17 protein-coding genes are annotated in these 18,798 nt (G+C 33.2%); 11 read left to right on the top strand and 6 right to left on the bottom strand.

Features of this window, described 5'->3' with window-relative positions; translation table 11 throughout:
• Positions 1-94: 94 nt before the first annotated feature.
• Both MKO96_RS25220 and MKO96_RS25215 read left to right on the top strand, forming a co-directional pair.
• A complete protein-coding gene (locus tag MKO96_RS25220; protein ID WP_087982637.1) occupies positions 95-553 on the top strand; it encodes a helix-turn-helix transcriptional regulator in 459 nt (152 codons plus the stop codon).
• Positions 554-632: 79 nt separating this feature from the next.
• Positions 633-1,016 carry a hypothetical protein gene (locus MKO96_RS25215; RefSeq protein WP_240589038.1) on the top strand — a complete coding sequence of 128 codons (384 nt, stop codon included), beginning with the start codon at positions 633-635 and terminating at the stop codon, positions 1,014-1,016.
• Positions 1,017-1,090: 74 nt separating this feature from the next.
• On the opposite strand, the gene MKO96_RS25210 is transcribed toward MKO96_RS25215, so the two are convergent.
• Entirely contained in the window at positions 1,091-1,690 is a 600-nt protein-coding gene (locus MKO96_RS25210; RefSeq protein ID WP_240589037.1) for a DedA family protein, read from the bottom strand.
• The gene (locus tag MKO96_RS25205; RefSeq protein ID WP_240589036.1) at positions 1,690-2,268 is read right to left on the bottom strand and encodes a class I SAM-dependent methyltransferase; all 579 of its coding nucleotides are present in this window, start codon (positions 2,266-2,268) and stop codon (positions 1,690-1,692) included. Before MKO96_RS25205 ends, MKO96_RS25210 begins: the two co-directional genes overlap by 1 nt.
• 380 nt (positions 2,269-2,648) lie before the next feature.
• On the opposite strand from MKO96_RS25205, the gene MKO96_RS25200 reads away from it, so the two are divergent.
• Together MKO96_RS25200 and MKO96_RS25195 are read left to right on the top strand one after the other, a co-directional pair.
• Positions 2,649-3,878, top strand: a complete 1,230-nt coding sequence (locus tag MKO96_RS25200; RefSeq protein ID WP_240589035.1) for a helix-turn-helix domain-containing protein — start codon at positions 2,649-2,651, stop codon at positions 3,876-3,878.
• Between the two features lie 304 nt (positions 3,879-4,182).
• Positions 4,183-4,482, top strand: a complete 300-nt coding sequence (locus tag MKO96_RS25195) for a YolD-like family protein (RefSeq protein WP_240589034.1) — start codon at positions 4,183-4,185, stop codon at positions 4,480-4,482.
• An 82-nt stretch (positions 4,483-4,564) separates the two neighbouring features.
• Here the strand turns inward: MKO96_RS25195 and MKO96_RS25190 are convergent, their stop codons facing one another.
• Together MKO96_RS25190 and MKO96_RS25185 are read right to left on the bottom strand one after the other, a co-directional pair.
• A complete protein-coding gene (locus tag MKO96_RS25190; protein ID WP_240589033.1) occupies positions 4,565-6,514 on the bottom strand; it encodes an ABC transporter permease in 1,950 nt (649 codons plus the stop codon).
• Positions 6,501-7,271, bottom strand: a complete 771-nt coding sequence (locus MKO96_RS25185) for an ABC transporter ATP-binding protein (protein ID WP_078184703.1) — start codon at positions 7,269-7,271, stop codon at positions 6,501-6,503. The genes MKO96_RS25190 and MKO96_RS25185 overlap by 14 nt, the downstream gene beginning before the upstream one ends.
• Positions 7,272-7,577: 306 nt before the next feature.
• Between MKO96_RS25185 and MKO96_RS25180 the strand changes: the two genes are divergently transcribed.
• On the top strand, positions 7,578-8,453 hold the full coding sequence (locus tag MKO96_RS25180) for an AraC family transcriptional regulator (protein ID WP_240589032.1): 876 nt from the start codon (positions 7,578-7,580) through the stop codon (positions 8,451-8,453).
• A gap of 176 nt (positions 8,454-8,629) precedes the next feature.
• Here the strand turns inward: MKO96_RS25180 and MKO96_RS25175 are convergent, their stop codons facing one another.
• Positions 8,630-9,442, bottom strand: coding sequence for a DUF4179 domain-containing protein (locus MKO96_RS25175; protein ID WP_240589031.1), 813 nt, complete (start codon positions 9,440-9,442; stop codon positions 8,630-8,632).
• A complete protein-coding gene (locus tag MKO96_RS25170; RefSeq protein WP_240589030.1) occupies positions 9,426-10,010 on the bottom strand; it encodes a sigma-70 family RNA polymerase sigma factor in 585 nt (194 codons plus the stop codon). The genes MKO96_RS25175 and MKO96_RS25170 overlap by 17 nt, the downstream gene beginning before the upstream one ends.
• A gap of 204 nt (positions 10,011-10,214) precedes the next feature.
• On the opposite strand from MKO96_RS25170, the gene MKO96_RS25165 reads away from it, so the two are divergent.
• From MKO96_RS25165 to MKO96_RS25140, 6 genes are all read left to right on the top strand, one after another.
• The gene (locus tag MKO96_RS25165; protein WP_000276736.1) at positions 10,215-10,910 is read left to right on the top strand and encodes a response regulator transcription factor; all 696 of its coding nucleotides are present in this window, start codon (positions 10,215-10,217) and stop codon (positions 10,908-10,910) included.
• 2 nt (positions 10,911-10,912) lie between these two features.
• Positions 10,913-11,935 (top strand): sensor histidine kinase, encoded by a 1,023-nt coding sequence (locus tag MKO96_RS25160; RefSeq protein WP_087982659.1) that lies wholly within the window; start codon positions 10,913-10,915, stop codon positions 11,933-11,935.
• 94 nt (positions 11,936-12,029) lie between these two features.
• Entirely contained in the window at positions 12,030-14,009 is a 1,980-nt protein-coding gene (locus MKO96_RS25155; RefSeq protein ID WP_240589029.1) for an FtsX-like permease family protein, read from the top strand.
• A gap of 68 nt (positions 14,010-14,077) precedes the next feature.
• Positions 14,078-16,033 (top strand): FtsX-like permease family protein, encoded by a 1,956-nt coding sequence (locus tag MKO96_RS25150; protein ID WP_240589028.1) that lies wholly within the window; start codon positions 14,078-14,080, stop codon positions 16,031-16,033.
• Between the two features lie 20 nt (positions 16,034-16,053).
• Positions 16,054-16,806 carry an ABC transporter ATP-binding protein gene (locus tag MKO96_RS25145; protein ID WP_087982665.1) on the top strand — a complete coding sequence of 251 codons (753 nt, stop codon included), beginning with the start codon at positions 16,054-16,056 and terminating at the stop codon, positions 16,804-16,806.
• Entirely contained in the window at positions 16,803-18,776 is a 1,974-nt protein-coding gene (locus tag MKO96_RS25140) for an FtsX-like permease family protein (protein ID WP_240589027.1), read from the top strand. Before MKO96_RS25145 ends, MKO96_RS25140 begins: the two co-directional genes overlap by 4 nt.
• Positions 18,777-18,798: the final 22 nt, after the last annotated feature.

Here is an 18,798-nt window from a genome sequence, read left to right as displayed (position 1 = left end):
AGCTCCAAAAACGAAAAAGTTACTTTTCACACTATCATTGACAAAATTACACTTATGGTGTAATTTTACACTATAAGAAAAAAGGAGCTGCATTATGGATAAACAAGAATTTATTGAACTCGTTAATTCAAAATTAAAACTCATCCGTGTTGAAAATGATTTATCACAAGATAAAATGTCAGAAATTATTGGTTTATCGAAGAAAACATTAGTGGAAATCGAAAAAGGAAGACGCACGCTAACATGGGCAGGCGCAGTTTGTGTCGTAACACTCTTCGAACAGAGCGATACAGTCCAGATGACATTTGGGGATGATGTGAATGAAATTATAAAAACAATCGCTTTTACACATTACAATACGAACTTCCCGAAGACGTTAGGAGGAAAATTGTGGTGGCGACAAATAAAAGAATTAAACGGTTATCAAATTCAACAAAATATTTTATCTCAACATTATCGAATTTTAGATAATGAAGACCGCAGAATATGCCATTCATTCGAATTGGATGAAATTGAACAAAGATTTATGGAAATGGCAAAAACATCTCAATAAAGTGAAACTTTAATCAGTGGGGTTTTACTGTCCACTGTCCGTTAATGCGGGATAAAATAAATTCCGGAGTGTAATTCAAATGCAAAAACAAACAAATATCACTATTTTAAATACGTTAATCATCAGCACGTTAATACTCAATTTATTTATTTTCACATCAAGAATGAGCTTTTTACCTTGGTATATTGAAGATGGATGGGGATATTTAGGATTATTATTTACATCCTTTATTTTCTTGCTTTGCTTCTTTCAATCTTCGAAGCTTCATAAAAATGGAAAGTTAACTATGCTACAAAAGTTCATTCCACTTGCTTCTGCCATACTTTCAATCTTTGTTCTTATCACTCCATCAAGTGATTTTATGACTATACTAGCTAATCTAATCAATACAACCATATTAACAATTTACATAACTGTATTTCAGACAACACCTAATGAAAGTAATAAGGAATTATTACATTAAAAGGGAGAGTTATTTTACAAAATAACTCTCCCTTTTATATGATCTCAATAAACATAAACCTATCTTCTATTTATTTACTTACTCATCACCGTACTTCTTCTTTGCTTGTACAAATATGCACCACCCGCAACAACAAAAACAATCCCGCCAAAATACACGCCATACTCTATTGCGATCGCTACAATACTTTCAATATGTTGTCCAAATAAAGAACCGAGCACAAAGTAAACGAGTGTCCAAACGAATCCTGTCGTATAGGAATACAAAGCATACATCTTAAATGACATGTTATTCATTCCAACTAAATACGGTACGATATGTCGCACGACTGGTATGAAGTAACTTGTGACTAACGCATAATGACCATACTTCTCTACCATTTGTTGAGATTTCAAAAGATATTTCGCTTTTTTCTTTTTCATTAGCTTATCAAGTATTTTTGTACCAAATATTTTCCCTAATATATAACCTAGCGATAGACCAGATACAACACCTAAATATGTTAATAAAAAAGCTGGAATCACACTTAATATACCCATTGATGATACAAACCCACCACTCATAACAATCATTTCGTCTGGAATTGGCATACCGATAATACCTAACCATAAACAGAAAAACAATGCCCAATAACCGTATTGTTCAATATAAGATAATAATTCATGTAATTCCATTATGCATATGCTCTCCTTAGCTCTTTTTTACAGCTAAAGATGTACGCTGGTGGGAAATTGAGCCACACTTTTTCTAGCGTAATTTCGGGAAAGAAATGCTGTATAAATCCTTTTTTCACTAGTGAATATTGAAATGTAATAAATTCACCTTTCTCATGTATCGCCTCCATTACATTGTTTAAAATACTCTTTGAAACTTCTTCTGGTAAAGAAGTAAAAGGTAATCCCGATAAGACGTAATCAACGCATTCTATCTGTAATTCTTCCATATACTTCTTTATATTTTCAGCTGAACCGTGTACAACAATGACGTTCTGCTCATCTTTAAACTTTCTCTTTAACTCTTTGCAAAACACTTCATTAATTTCAATAAGAAGAAAGATCGTTCCCTTCTTCTTTCTCTTCATAATTTCTTTCGTAAAAACACCTGTACCAGGCCCTAACTCTACAATGCACTCCGCTCTATTAAAATCAATTACATTTACCATTTTCTTTGCTAATATTTTTGAACTTGGCGCAATTGCACCAGTATGTTTCGGATGTTTAATAAATTCATGTAAGAATGTTATGAGTTGCATGTAAACCTCTCCCCATTCGTTCAATAGTTTTAACTTGTTTCTAAGTATAACTATCGTTTCTTAACAAAAATTGAGGAGATTTCTTAAGATTTTATGAAGAATGAAACATTTCTTATCCCATATATAAATACCTCTTTTATATTTATTAATTTAGTATAATAGATATAAAAAGGACTTTTATGGAAGGTACCATCGCTACGTCTATTTTCATACAACATCTGCGAATTTAATTTGTAAATCACCTTTCATTCATCTCCAATATATGTAATTCTTTTCATGTGAGCGAAAAAATTCTAATAATAAGAAATTTATATTTTATAGAAACAAATGTAGATCTAATTAATATTTCGTATTTTAAAACTATTTAAAAGGAGAAGCTAATGAATAATTCCATCAACCTACAGCACTTATGCGATCTTGTACATAGAACGTTTCATGTTCCTGTTCAATTTCTATCTACTGATAAAAAAATTGTATATGAATCTACTTCTCATACGATTGGTAGTCCGTTTTATTCTTCTAAAGAAGAACATCTGAATGAAATTTATCAAGAAAACGCTCCTCGTAATTTTCCAATTTTCAAAGGGAATAAGTATCTTGAGAATTTTATTAGCATCCATATAACAGATCATGAACATATAAAAGGAACGATTATAATCGGCCCTACTACTTATCCAAAAGTATCAGATGAGATGGCTATTAAACTTATGAAATATTTCAACTGTAATAATACAATGCAACAAGGAGTAGACTATTATCAATTTCTACCCGAGATAAAAAAAAGTACGCTAATTGATATAAGTATTTGGTTACATTACGTAATTTTCAATGAAAAATTAGATCACGATATTGTTTGGGAAAAAAATAAATTGCTCGAAGACGTTTCTTATAAAATCGTAAATCCTGATCTATACATTTCAAAACGTCGCCGGCATGATCCGCAAAATTATGATATATCATTGGAGCGTAAATTTTTTTCAGCCATTAAAGAAGGCAACAAAGAAAAAGTCATACAATATGCGTATTCATATCCACAAGAAGATGCGGCAATTTCATCCAAAGGAGATCAACTGAGAAACCAAAAAAATAACGGTATTATCGCTATTACGCTAGCTATTCGATATGCGATAGACGGTAATCTTCCATCACATATTGCTTTTTCACTCGGTACTTTATATATACAAACCATTGAAAAGTTGGATAACATGTATTCCGTAAATAGGTTAATTGAAGATGCATTATGTACTTTTGCAGAACGTGTAAAAGAATATAATAATCAAGCATATTCTAATTCCATTACTACGTGCCTAAATCATATTCACAAACATATTTACGATGAAATATCTCTTAATGACCTTGCTAACCTTTTACATATTTCCCCTACTTATTTATCAAAATTGTTTAAAAAAGAAGTGGGAATTCCTTTAATTGAATACATCCAAAGAGAACGGGTAGAAGAAGCTAAAAAATTATTAACATTAACAACCTATCCATTATCAGATATTTGTGCCTGGCTTAATTTTAATGATCAAAGTTATTTCACAAGAGTCTTCAAAAAAATTACTAGTATGACTCCTAGACAATATCGTGAAAATCATACTGTAATATAAAAACGCTTTCCTAATAGAAGGTGAGCTAGTAGTCATACTAGCTCACCTTCATCAAATCCATTTATTCTCCTTCATCTAAATTCACCTTAATAAAGTTTTAATCCCATTCAAAAAAGTACAAGAATGACAAATAATTACTATAAATAAGTGAATGAATTTGATAATTTTTTAGTACTAAGCAAATTCGGTTCCCAATCATACATAATAAACCGAACATAAGGTACTTATGAATTATCTGTAGTAGCTACTTCCGTAGTGATGAACCTTCCTATATAGAAAATATATTGTTAGGAGAATAGAAAGCATGAGTAGTACAAATATATTAAAACCGACTCAAATGACTAGTATGTCTACACAATCTGCTGACATGAAAGAATCGCAAAAAGTATCACCATACGATGATAGAGAAAGAATTGAAGACACTTTATTACGCTCATTCATTTCAGAAAAAGAAATATTGATCACTTATTATAAAGAGAGTTATTTCCCTACAAGGTATATGACTGTCATTGAATTAAACCCTTTGAAACGTTCTTTAATATGCATAGATGCCTTTGACTGTAAACATACTTTTAGTTTCATCGACATAATCGATGCGCATTAATTATAATTAAACCGTAAAAAAAGCCATTCACCTCATAAAAAATTAGGTAAATGGCTTTCTTATTTCCTCACAGATTCACTTATTATTTCGCACTTACAATCTTATAATAAGAACGAACTGTTAGGAAGTAATATCCGATATAAATGACGCCATATACTCCAATACTAATTAGGAGCGGAATCATAATTTCGAATGGTAATATATTTGACAAACCTTTTAGTGCAAACAAACTGTGTAAAATACCGATAATTAACGGAATAGCAAAGATAAAGCTCACTTGTTTTGCAATAGCTCTCTTCATCTCTTGCTTCGTTACACCAATTTTATGAAGAACAACGTAACGATCACGGTCAGCACTTGCTTCTGTAAGTTGCTTAAAGTAAATGATTGAGCCTGTCGCTAATAGGAAAACTAATCCTAAGAATAGCCCAATGAACATCATTAAACCTGTCGTTTCAATTCCCATTTGGAATCCTGTATAGAAATCGTTAAATGGTTTTAAAACTTCCGATTCACCTGCTGGCATAATACTTGCTAATTTCGCTGTTAACTCTTTACTATTTCGCTCACCTTTTACATCAATATTTTTTACAGCGCGTGTTTCATGTACTTGTTTCGCCTGCTCATATGTTTGATCTGGAACGATTACAAATAATTCATTTAAGTTTGTAAGACTTCTACTATTTACACCTTTAATGTTTAGCTCTTTCGATTCATTCCCAACAGGAAATACAGCTTTATTTCCTGTATAAAGAGGACCAAAATCGAGTTTTTCAATATAGAGGCTATCATATACAAAAGCCTCATTCGCACTTAAATTTATAGGTTCTACATCTAAACGTTTCGCAATTGTATTAAAGCTTGATTGAGAAATAAGCTGGTACTGCTTCGTAACATTATAATGTGTGTTCAGCACTTGATCTGCTCTTTCACCTTTAAATGTTCCCTTCACAGGAATCATTTCAACTTCTGATTCATATGTCACTGGATGATTGCTCTTCTCTCCAGTAAGTATTTCTTTTACTTTGTTATCTAGTGCTTCATCTTTTTTTTCATAAGAATAACTATACGGTGCTGCAACTTTTGATTGCGTAAATGTGTTGTAATACATCGTAACTGACGTACCAACCGCTGTTAATGTCACTGCACTTAAAATAGCAATTGTTGCTAGTGATTTCGAGTTTCCTTTAATACGATATAGTAGTTGCGATGTCGTTACCATATTCATACCGTTATAAAACGCTGACTTATTATTTCTTGCTCGCTTCAATACAAATACTGTGAAGAACATAAACAATAAATAAGTTCCAGCTACTGTCGCTAGTAAAATGTATAATGCAACGACCATAAAGTCTGCATACATAACTGCTTTCATGTACATTAACGCTAAGAAATAACCTGAACCGATTAAGAAAACTGAAATTAATGCCATAATAACCGATCCTTTTGGCATTGTTTCTCCTTCACGTTCTGCTCGGAAAAGTTCGATTAGCTTAAAGCGATAAATTAAACGATATCCTTGAAGTGATGTATACAAAATAATGACAAAGAAAATAATTGCTGTATCAATAACTGCGGCCATCGGTACTTCAAAATGAACGTTTAAGTTTATTCCCATCATACTTATTAGTAGTTCAAGGAATAGTTTTGAAAGAACGCTACCGATCGCAATCCCGATAATTAAAGACATTAATCCCATTAACATATTTTCATAAAACAGCATTTTACCAATTTGTCTTTTACGAATGCCTAATAAGGAATATAGTCCAACTTCTTTTTTACGCTTCCTTGTAAAGAAACCGTTTGAATATATAATGAACACTGCCACGAAAATAATTAGCATGACACTTGAAACTTGAAATGCACCACTAATTTTTTTAGAAGCCTCCGCAGCTTTTTCCATTTGTGAATTATACTGCAACGCCTTAAATGTAAAATAAATGACGATACTAAAGATCATAGATGCAAAATATACAAAGTAGTCTTTAAAATTCCGCTGTATGTTGCGGAGGGCAATGCTAGATAAGGTCATCAGCCATACCTCCAGAAATAGAAGACATTACGTCAACGACTTTTTGGAAGAACTGTTTACGTGTTGATTCACCGCGGTGCAATTCTTTATATAACTCACCATCTTTAATGAAAATAACTCGTTTACAGTAACTCGCCGCAAACGCATCGTGCGTTACCATTAAAATTGTAGAATTATCATATTCATTTAACGACTTCATACTTTCAAGTAAATCTGTAGCTGATTTAGAATCAAGTGCTCCAGTCGGCTCGTCCCCGAAAATCATACTAGGACTTGTAACGATCGCACGCGATGCTGCGCAGCGCTGTTTCTGTCCACCAGATACTTGATATGGGAACTGACTTAAAATATGATCAATACCGAACTTTTTCGAGATTTCAAGAACACGGCGATCAATTTCATTTGCCTTTACTTTCGATAACGCAAGAGGTAACGCAATGTTCTCTTTTACCGTTAACGTATCTAATAAGTTATAATCTTGGAAAATGAACCCTAAATGATCGCGGCGGAATAACGCTAGCTTATCATCATTCATTTTCACGATATCTTTTCCATCAATTAAAATCTCACCGTTCGTCGCATTATCAATTGTAGAAAGAACGTTTAGTAAAGTCGTCTTACCCGAACCAGAAGGTCCCATAATTCCAACGAACTCACCTTCTTTTACTTGTAAGTTAATACCTTTTAACGCTGCAAATTTATTACCACCCGTGTCATACACTTTTTCAATATTTTTTGCTTCTAACACTGTTTTCATCTCGACATCCCTCATTTCTTCTATTCTCTATTTTCAACTATATACACTCTCTACTCTTGCCACTATCGATGTTTCTTACACAAACATGACAGTTATGTAAGACGCATAAGTAAAGATATAAAAATTTAACCTACTGAACAAAAGTACTTTGTTACTATAACATTGGGATATCATACCATCCATTCATTCTCCTTACAGGAACATTACAATTTTGTAAGGTTAAAAATGTACCCTACAAAGTTGTGCATGAAATGTCGGATGGAGCTATTTTGTTCCTGCTATTCTATTTAACAAGGAGGTCATCGTATGGATTCACTTAAAAACATGAATGCAGCAATGCAGTATATTGAAAACACCCTAACAGATGAAATTGATTTTAAAGAAGCCGCAAAAATAGCTTACTGCTCTGAATATCATTTCAAAAGAATGTTTTCTTTCCTAGCTGGCATATCACTGTCAGAATATATTCGCTGTAGACGTCTTACTCTTGCTGCTTTTGAACTAAAAAACAGCGATGCAAAAGTCATTGATGTCGCTATAAAATATGGGTACAACTCACCAGATTCTTTTGCACGTGCCTTTCAAAACTTGCACGGCATAACGCCTTCAGAGGCCCGAAATAGTAGTCATTCTTTGAAAGCTTATTCACCAATGACCTTCCAGTTATCGATTCAAGGAGGAAACGAAATGAACTATCGAATTGAAAAAAAAGAACCATTTCGAATTATTGGTATTACAAAACGCGTACCGATTGTATTTAACGGTGTAAATGAAGAAATTGCTTCTATGTGGAAAAGTTTAAATCCAGAGTCCATTCAAACGTTAAAGTCCCTTTCAAACATGGAACCGAATGGAATCATTAGTGCTTCTACTAACTTTTCTGAAGGAAGAATGGAGGAAAACGGAGAACTCGATCACTATATTGGAGTAGCTACAACGAAAGATTGTCCAGAGCAATTCGCACAACTTGAAGTCGCAGCTTCAACGTGGGCCGTATTCGAAGCTGTCGGTCCATTTCCTGAAACATTACAAAATGTATGGGGACGCATTTATTCCGAATGGTTTCCTTCTTCCAACTATGAACTAGCGGAAGGCCCGGAAATATTGTGGAATGAACAGAAAGATTTAACTTCTCCAAGTTTTAAAAGTGAAATTTGGATACCGGTGTTGAAAAAGAGATAAAAAATAAAAGCAGCTCTTCTAATAAGAAAAGCTGCTTTTATTTAAACTTTATTATTTTATTAACAAACGAAGAAATCGAAAAGATTATCAAGCTTATAATAAAGGACATACCTACTATCGTTCCGAATTCATCTAACCAATAACTAATCATGCGTTCACACACCTAGTATGGATTATCATTCGTTCTTTGTAGAGTCCTTTTGGACAGTTTTATGCGCCATATCCACTGGAATTTTCATTGTCCAAGTTCCTTCCGTCCCTCCAACTCTGTTAATATTAATATTTACAAATAAAAGCTCTGGGAATTTTTCACCGTCTAACGTTTCAAAAACTATTACTCCCTCTGGTTTATCATGATCAGCTAACACCGTCTCAAAACTTTCCCCCGCTTGATTCGTTAAATACAATGTACTATTCTCTATTGCATCCGGATTACCAATACGATCTTTTTGATAATTATCCATATGCGTGTTACTAAGAAAATGCAAATATTGGACAGCATTAAATTTCTTATTTTTATAATGCGGGCTCTCTACTTGTTTCCCGTCTTCTTTACCATCGTTTGTAATCTCGAGCCCAGTTGTATTAAATTCATAAGGAACAAGCGATCCATCTTGCTGTTCAAATCGATAGTAAACAAGTATTTTAGCATCTTGAATTAATATCTCTTTTACATGAAGAGTAATGCCATTATCCACTACCTTTTCGTTTAACTGTATAGACTTCCCATCTGCAGCATCCTTTTTAACTTGATCATTAATCATGTCATTTAATTTTACTTCCGGCTTTACAAAATAAGAATTGTTTAATGCCATTGTACTCGTCGGTATAATGACAGCCGCTATTAAACCCACTATTAATAGTTTCTTTTTCGTTTTCTTTTTGCTATTTTTTTTATACATTTGACTAAAGGATTGATACGCACGCTCTTTAACCTCTTTTGGGACCTCTTGTTTCATGCCTTTTTTACATTCATTTGAAAACGACATTTGAATTAGATTCCTCCTCATCTATTTCTATACTAGATTGATTCCGAATTTTTTCTAACGCTCTGTGAATTCTAGATCTTACTGTACCTATAGGAATTTGTAATAGTTCTGCAATTTCTTCATACGTGTAATCATGATAGAAGCGATAAACAACCACTACTCTAAACTTAAATGGTAATTCTTGTATCACCGTTAACAACTGTTCTTCTGTTTCTTTTCTTAATAATACTTTTTCTGGAACCTCTACAACTGTCTCATCATTTAATTGTTGTTTTTCAAATAAGCGCATCCTCTTCCATATGTGTTTTCTCCACTGACTAATCTGCTTATAAACAATTCCATTCAACCAAAATAGAAACGGTCTAGATTGATCATATGTTGAAATAGATTTCCAAAGTTGGAAGTAGATTTCATTTACGATTTCATTGGTATCATGTCGATTTTTAACTATAGCAAAGACGGTTTCATAGATTCTCTGACTCGTTAAGTCAAATATAAATTCAAAAGCCTCCTCGTCACCTTTTAGTAAACGCTCTATCCAAATATGTATATCTTCATTACTTACCAAGTAGTGCCCCCTCCTTAACGATGTTCTCACTATATATTGGACAGTAAGCAAAATAAAGTTCCAAATTTCATAAAAAAATATAATACTTTTTACTTTTCTCACTTTTGACCTATACTGTTTACTAGCTTATCTTTCAACATAATGAAAAGACTTGAAACACATGATACACTATAGCTACAATTGTTTTTTAGGAGGAATATACATATGTATAAAATTTTAATCGTTGAAGACGATCCAAATATTTCATCATTACTACAATCTCACATTCAAAAATATGGCTATGAAGCTGTTGTTGCAGAGAACTTCGATGATATTATGGAATCGTTTAACGCAGTGAAACCACATCTTGTTTTACTTGATGTAAACTTACCGAAATTCGATGGTTTCTACTGGTGCCGTCAAATTCGTCATGAATCTACTTGTCCAATTATTTTCATTTCAGCTCGTGCTGGTGAGATGGAACAAATTATGGCGATTGAAAGCGGTGCGGATGATTATATTACAAAACCGTTCCACTATGACGTTGTAATGGCGAAAATTAAAGGTCAATTACGCCGTATTTACGGTGATTATGCGCCAAATATTTCTGAACGTATCGTTGAAGTAGAAGGACTAAAATTATTCCCGGAACGTCCAGAAATTCATTTCGGTGCTGAGCAAGTTCTTTTAACGAAAAAAGAAGCTATTTTAGCAGAAATGTTATTATCTAAATTCCCTCGTACAGCGAGCCGTGAAGATTTATTAGCTGCCCTATGGGATGACGAAAGTTTCGTTGAGGAAAATACATTAAACGTAAACATTACGCGTCTTCGTAAGAAATTCAATGAGCTTGGTATTGAAAATGCTATTGAAACAGTACGTGGACTTGGATATCGTTTTAACGCAACTTGGAGTGAATAAGCATGAAGCTATTTTTACGTGATCATTTTGCATTTTTTCTACTATACGTATTAAACTTCGGTATCATTTTCGTTCTTTATGATGCAGTAGATGGATTTCAAAATAATAAATTTTACTTCGTCGTTTTAAGTTTATATTTATTCATTTGTTTCCTCGCTTATCGTTACGTTCGCAATCGTAGAATGTACCATAGATTAAGTGAGCAACCAGAAAAAATGGAAGATGCTTTTATTGAAAGAGCAACTGCTCCGATGCCTCACGGTGTAAATGAACTCGTGCGCACGCAGTATCGTCTATTCCAAAAAGAACTACAATCGTATGAAGTAAAACAGCAAGAACATCAATTATTCATTAACCACTGGGTGCATCAAATGAAGACACCTGTGTCTGTTATGCAGCTTATGGTGCTCGAAATGGAAGATGAACATTTAATTCCGAAATTCAAAAAAGAATTAGAACGATTAAATCAAGGACTCGATATGGCTTTATATATGGCAAGGTTAAATAATTTCCATGAAGATTTCCATGTTGAGACGATTTCATTAAAAGATGCGGTAACAAAAAATATTAACGGATTAAAAGAATTATTCATTCGAAACGGGGTCTTCCCTGTTTTAGAAGTTCATTCCGATTTAAAGGTTGCCTCTGATGCGAAATGGCTAAAGTTCATTATTTATCAGTTAATGACAAATGCCGTTCGTTACTCTGGTGAGCGCGGAAAGAAAGTTTTCTTATCTGCTTACCGAAACGGAAAAGATATTATTTTAGAAGTTCGCGATGAAGGTGTTGGTATTCCGCAAGAAGATATTCGAAGAGTATTTGAACCGTTTTACACTGGGAAAAATGGTCGCGCATTCGGAGAATCTACTGGTATGGGACTGTATATTGTAAGTAAAATTTGTGATTACTTAGGTCACTCTGTGAAACTAGACTCTGAAGTTGGTAAAGGAACGACGGTTAAAATCATCTTCCACAACGCTGCAAATAATCAAGCAGAAACTACGGAGAAGGTGACCGAAGCATGATCGGAACATATGCTAGCAAAATGTATGAGAACGCACTCTCATACATTTTTTGCAATAAAACTACATATTTGCCTTCTAGCGGGAGGTACATATTATGACATTTTGGCAGTTTGCCTTTAAAAATGTAACGCGCAACTCGAGAGCTTATTTTGCTTACTTTGTAAGTAGTTCCTTTTCCATTGCTGTTTTCTTTTCGTTTGCTGTTTATTTGTTTCATCCGAAATTACAAAAATTTAGCATGACCGCTGAAATTTCAGGATTAATGATATTTTCAGAAGTTGTAATTGTATTTTTCTCTTTCTTCTTTTTACTATATTCCATTGGTACGTTTTTAAAAGTTCGAAAAAAACAATTTGGTGTTTTGACCGTTTTAGGAATATCGAGAAGACAATTACATCGTCTCGTTTTTATGGAAAATATGTTAATCGGGATTTTATCTATCTTTTTCGGTATGCAGTTTGGACTTGTCTTCTCGCAATTTTTCTTATTAGTGACAGCGAAAATTACGCACGTACCAGGCATATATTTATACTTGCCTATTAACGCGTTTATTTTAACGACTATCGTTTTCCTTAGTCTTTTTATCATTGTATCTACATTCACACCAATGCTTATCCGTACAAAAAAAACGGTACAACTTTTAAAAACAAATGGCGGAAAACAAAAAGAAAAAAAACCATCCATACTTATTTCTTTATTTGGTGCGATTTGTTTATTAGGTGGGTATGCTTTAGCTGGAAATCCTAAATATTTCGTATCAGTAAGCCCGCAAATAGGTGTTATATATATGGTTTCGAGTATTTTCGTTATCCCAATGCTTGTTACAATCGGGACATATTTTTTCTTTTCACAAATTAGTTTCTTACTCATTTATATTTTAAAGAAAAGAAGAAAGTTTTATATGAAACGTGTTAATATGCTTTGGATTTCTGATTTAGCAAACCGTATTCGAACGAATATTAATATGCTTTTTATTGTAGCGATGCTCTCTACAATTGCTTTCACAATGATTACGTTCCTATATGGATCTGGGAAGTTTATTAAGCTAGAGGTTAATAGAACTTCTCCTTTCCCAATTTCTTATTTTTCTTATGATGCAAATCCTTTTGTTACTGAGCATTTAAGTTGGCTTGAACAACAGTTACAAAAAGAGCATTTTCCTTATGAGAAAATCAAAACTGATATATATGAAACACCACTAAGAGAAGATAAAGATGTAGCTATTTATAATGACGTATACGCAATTAAGCAAAGTGACTATAACAAACTTGCTGCTTCTTTACGAATGAAACAACTATTTATGGATGATAACGAAGCATACGTGTTAACGGGGACATCTTATATCACTATATTCAACGAATTTGAGCAAAGCTACAAAAGAGATTACATTACACTCTCTAGTACAAATACGAAATTACGAGTAAAAGGCTATGAGCATGTAAACGCAATTCCATCTGGCTTTTCATATCAAACGATAGTTTTGCCTGATGTTATCGTAAATAACTTACCTAGCACCGTAAAGCATATATCAGCATACAATTACAAAATTCAAAACTGGGAACAGACATATGAAATTGCTGATAATTTTATGGAAAAAGTACAAAAAGATCGAGATAATTTCCAATATGAAGGGCCTCTCATTCACTACTTTGAATCGGCAAGCTCTTTATATAAAATAACATCAGGCAGTGCTGCATTCTTCCTAATCGGGACATTTTTAGGAGTTATCTTCTTCATTGGAGCTGGTAGCGTTCTTTACTTTAGAATGTATACGGATTTGACGAACGAACAAGAGAAATATATAACGATTTCTAAAATTGGTGTAACAGATACAGAGATGAAACGATCTGCAACTATTCAACTTAGTATTTTATTTTTCGTTCCGTACATTATGGCATCCATTCATACAATGTTTGCAACGAAAATGCTACAAGATGTAATTGGTTTCTCTTTGTTCAAAGAAGTTGCAGCTGTTCTTATTATTTTTGGAGTCGTTGAAATTTTATTTTTCTTATTCATTCGTTCACTTTATATGCAAAAATTATCACAGTATACGAATGGACAAATTATTTAAAACAAACGTGATGAAAAGAGTATCTTTCATACTTTTTTCATCTTCACTTTATTAGGAGGTTTAGGTGAATGACATTTTGGCAGTTTGCATTTAAAAACGTCACAAGGAACGCCAGAGCTTATTTCGCCTATTTTGTAAGCAGTGCGTTCTCCATCGCAATTTTTTTCTCATTTGCAGTTTATTTATTTCATCCGAAATTGCATATGACAGACGTTAATTATGGTTTGAGCATATTAATGACAATTTCAGAAGTTGTCATTGTGTTCTTTTCATTTTTCTTTTTACTATATTCGATTGGTACTTTCTTAAAAGTACGAAAAAAACAATTTGGGATATTAACAGTACTTGGCATATCTCAAAAACAATTAAAGAGGCTCGTATTTCTAGAAAATATGTTAATTGGTGTTCTTTCCATATTTTTTGGCATCCAACTTGGCCTTGTCTTTTCACAGTTCTTTTTATTAGTTACCGCCAAAATTACACATGTACCTGGTTTATATTTATATTGGCCGACAAGTGCCATTATTTTAACTATAATCATCTTTCTTGGACTCTTCATTCTCGTTTCATCTTTTACGCCGATGCTCATTCGGACGAGAAAGGCTGTACGTCTTTTAAAAGAAGGAACAAAGCAAAAAGAAAGAAAAGCATCCTTGCCCATCTCTCTATTTGGTGCGACATGTTTAATATCTGGATACGTACTAGCAGCAAATCCGCTATATTTCATATCGCTTGGCGACGTAATTGGAATTTTGTACGCCGTCACCAGTATATTTGTCATTCCTTCACTCGTTGCGGCTGGAACATATTTTTTCTTTTCACAAATTAGTTTTTTACTCATTCGTATATTAAAAACGAGAAGAAAATTTTATATGAAACGTATTAATATGCTTTGGATTTCTGATTTAGCAGCTCGCATTCGGACAAATATTAACATGCTCTTTATTGTAGCGATGCTATCAACACTCGCTTTTACTATGATTACGTTCTTATACGGTTTTGGGAAATTTACAAAGTTTGATGCAGTAAGGGAAAACCCTTTTCCTTTTACATATTTATCACATACTGAAAATACGTTAGCGGATGAACATTTGAATTGGTTAGAACAAAAGTTTAACGAAGAACAATTTACTTATAAACAATTTAAAACGGATATATATGAAGTATCTTCGGCGGAAGAAACACCGCAGCTCTATTATGCAATTAAACAAAGTGACTATAATATACTTGCTAAAGCATTAAACTGGGAAAATCTCCACGTGAAGAATAATGAATCTTATATCCTTATTAAAGATTTAGATAATCAAGTTTTTGAAACACTTCATGATCAAAAAACGAAAAATACGCTTACGCTGAACCAAAATTCTTTACAGTTACACATAAAAGAATATAAAAGTTATAATCCATTCCCAAACAGCTTAATACCACAATTACTCATACTATCTGATGGGAATGTAGAAGCATTATCAACCGTTTCAAAACAGATGAGTGTGTATAGCTTTACAGTTAACGATTGGGAAAAAGCTCATAACATCGGTTCGGCATTTATAACAAAAATTGATAATGATAATGAAGCGATTAAGGTAGAGCACCCGCCTTTCCATGCAAGTGAAGCAAGTGATTCTCTATACACAACTAAACTAAATGTCGCTTCATTCTTCTTAATTGGAACTTTCTTAGGTGTTATTTTCTTTATCGGTGCTGGCAGTGTTCTTTATTTCCGGATGTATACAGATTTAACAAATGAGCAAGAAAAGTATGTAACGATTACGAAAATTGGTTTAACTGCAGCTGAGATGAAACGATCTGCTACAATTCAACTTGCGATTCTTTTCTTTGTCCCTTACATTATGGCATCGATCCATACGATGTTTGCGACAAAGATGCTACAAGAAGTTTTACATCTCTCGTTCTTCGCTGAGATTACAGTCGTACTTATGATTTTTGGAACAGTTGAAATTTTATTTTTCCTTTTAATTCGTTCCTTCTATATGCAAAAATTATCGCAACACATTAAGTTCTAAAGGATAGAAAGGTGATTACTATGGAAGAAGTATTGCACATTAAAAACGTCTCAAAAGTATATGAGGGGAAAGTCCCTCACACTGCTTTAAAAAATATAAATTTACATGTAGATAAAGGTGAATTTGTCGCTATCATGGGACCATCTGGTAGTGGTAAATCTACATTTTTAAACGTTATCTCTACAATTGATTCCCCTACTTCTGGTGATGTCGTGATTAACGGAAAAAAACCGCACACATTTCGTAGAGAGAAGTTAGCTATTTTCCGCCGACAAGAGTTAGGATTTGTTTTCCAAAACTTTAACCTACTAGATACACTAACAATCGGTGAAAATATCGTACTACCTTTAACATTAGATAATGTTCCATTAAAAGAAATGGATGAAAAGCTTGATAACATTTCAAAAAAGCTTGGAATTGATCATATTTTGGACAAACGTATTTTTGAAGTTTCTGGAGGACAAGCACAGCGTACCGCAGTAGCACGTGCTGTTATTCATCACCCTTCCCTTCTACTTGCCGATGAACCAACAGGAAACTTAGATTCAAAAGCGGCAATTGACGTAATGGAGCTATTTACGAAATTAAATAAAGAAGAAGAGGCAACAATTTTAATGGTTACTCACGATCCGTTTGCAGCAAGTTATTGTAATCGCGTCATTTTCATTAAAGATGGCGAACTTTACAATGAACTACACCGCGGATTGTACCGTGAGAAATTTTATCAAGAAATATTAGATGTTCTAGCATTATTAGGAGGAAGACGTGGATGACATTTTGGCAATTCGCATTTAAAAATGTCTCGCGTAATTCGAAAGCATATTTCGCTTATTTTGTAAGTAGTGCGTTTTCTATCATGGTTTTCTTTTCATTTACTGTATACGCGTATCATCCACGCTTACAAATTATGAATAAATTGCAGGAACAAGATCCGCTCATGAACTTGGCTGGCATGGCACAGTTTGTTATCGTTTTGTTCTCGTTCTTCTTTCTCTTATATTCTATCGGGACATTTTTAAATGTACGGAAACAACAATTTGGCGTTTTAACTGTTCTCGGTATTTCACACAAACAATTAAAACGTCTCTTGTTTACTGAAAATATGATCATCGGAATGCTCGCTATCTTTGCTGGTATTCAAGGCGGGCTTGTATTTTCTAATTTTTTCTTACTCGTTACTTCTAAATTAACAAATGCTAAAGGCCTCTATTTATATTGGCCGACAGAAGCAATTATCGTTACAACAATAACGTTTATCATTTTATTTTTCATCGTTTCTACGTTTACACCTATGTTCATTCGTACTCGTAAAACAACACAGCTCATTAAGGGGACAAAAAAAGGAGACAAAGAAAAGAAACCATCTATACTTATTTCGATATTTGCCTTAATTTGCTTAACATTATGTTATTATATCGCCGGTTATCCACAAGGCTATATAACAGAAAAAAATGCACAAAATGGATCTGTATTCTTTATCATGTTATCTATTTTGCCACTCGTAGTAGTCGGAACATATTTATTCTTTTCACAAACATTTCTTCTCTTTATCTTCATTTTAAAAAGACGAAGAAAATTTTATATGAAGCAAATAAATATGTTATGGATTTCAGATTTAACTAGCCGTACTCGTAGTAATATTAATGTGCTCTTTATCGTTTCTATGTTATCAGCACTTGCATTCACAATTATCATTGGGTTATTTGCCGCTAATAACAATACAAAAGCAGCGATAGTAGAACGATACCCTTTCCCCTTCACATACATATCCGAAGGAGAAAGTGCACTAGAGCAAAAGCACATTGCTACAATTGAAACGGAGCTTACAAATGCTAATTTTCAATACAATAAATACAAATCTACAGTATTAAAAGATACAGCTTTAAAAGAAGACGTTGCTCTTATGAAAATGAGTGACTATAACATACTTGCTAAACAATTAAAGAGGCCGAAAATAACTCTTGATTCTACACAAGTTTATATTATTTCTCGTTACTCGCCAAAACTTTTAAATCTTGTATCAAATCCATTTGCTAAACAAAATACGATTTCACTTGGCTCTAATAAAAAGGAATTTCATATTAAAGGTTTTATTAATAAAGGAATAGAACCATCCTTTGCATTGCCTCATCTCATTGTTATGCAAGATAATGCAATTGAAAATATGATTCCACATATTGAAACAATCACGATTTATAATTATTTTGTAGAGAGCTGGGAAAACACGATTATTCCGACGAAAAATATGTCGCGTACCATTAGTGATGATGCGCACAATTTTCAAGAAAAACATAAAGTAGAACCTATCAGGGTCCCTTTTTCCATTTATACAGCTGCTGATGATCTACACTACAGTAAAGGGAATTCAATTGCTACTTTCTTTATCTGGGCATTTCTTGGCTTTATTTTCTTTATCGGTGCAGCTAGTGTTTTATACTTCCGTATGTATAACGACTTAACAACTGAAAGACAAAAGTATATTACGATTACAAAGCTTGGATTAACTGAATTAGAAATGTTTCGTTCTGCAACGATTCAATTAGGAATTTTATTTTTCGTTCCTTACATCGTTGCTGGTGTTCATACTTTATTTGCGGTTAAGTTTTTACAAAGCATGTTTTCTTTTTCATTACTAAAAGAGACATGTATCGTACTCACCTTTTTCGGGATTATCGAGATTATTTTCTTCTTCTTAATCCGTTCTCTGTACATTAATAAATTATCACAGCATATAAAAATATGAATAAAATAGCCTTGTGCATAAT

This window comes from Bacillus sp. ES1-5, from assembly GCF_022487605.1.
Taxonomy (GTDB): domain Bacteria; phylum Bacillota; class Bacilli; order Bacillales; family Bacillaceae_G; genus Bacillus_A; species Bacillus_A wiedmannii.
This window is presented reverse-complemented; position numbering and strand designations above follow the sequence as displayed.